This window comes from Luteimonas salinilitoris, from assembly GCF_041300785.1.
Taxonomy (GTDB): domain Bacteria; phylum Pseudomonadota; class Gammaproteobacteria; order Xanthomonadales; family Xanthomonadaceae; genus Luteimonas; species Luteimonas salinilitoris.
Genome location: NZ_JBFWIB010000059.1, coordinates 1 through 587, shown reverse-complemented (window position 1 = coordinate 587; position 587 = coordinate 1). Strand labels below are relative to the sequence as shown.

Sequence of the window (587 nt, the reverse complement as noted above, 5' to 3'; positions counted from 1 at the left end):
GCCGCGTTCTGCAGCGCCATGCGGGTGACCTTGGTCGGGTCCAGGATGCCGAACTCGATCATGTCGCCGTACTCGCCGTTGGCGGCGTTGTAGCCGTAGTTGCCCTTGCCGCCGGCAACCTTGTTCAGCACCACGCTCGGCTCTTCGCCGCAGTTGGCAACGATCTCACGCAGCGGCGCTTCCATCGCGCGCTTGGCGATCTGGATGCCGTGGCTCTGGTCCTCGTTGGCACCCTTCAGGTCGCCGATGGCCTGCAGCGCGCGGACCAGGGCGACGCCGCCGCCCGGGACCACGCCTTCCTCGACCGCCGCACGGGTGGCGTGCAGGGCGTCCTCGACGCGGGCCTTCTTCTCCTTCATCTCGATCTCGGTCGAGGCGCCGACCTTGATCACCGCCACGCCGCCGGCCAGCTTGGCCACGCGCTCCTGCAGCTTCTCGCGGTCGTAGTCCGAGGAGGTCTCCTCGATCTGCGCCTTGATCTGCTTGATGCGCGACTCGATGCCCGCGGTGTCGCCGGCGCCGTCGATGAGGGTGGTGTTTTCCTTGGTGATCTGCACCTTCTTGGCGCGGCCGAGGTCGTTGATGGT

General features: G+C 67.5%; 1 protein-coding gene. It reads right to left on the bottom strand.

The genetic code is table 11. The features are described 5' to 3' along the window. A partial coding sequence (locus AB5T46_RS20430; RefSeq protein WP_370565949.1) for a TCP-1/cpn60 chaperonin family protein occupies positions 1–587 on the bottom strand: 587 nt, incomplete at both ends.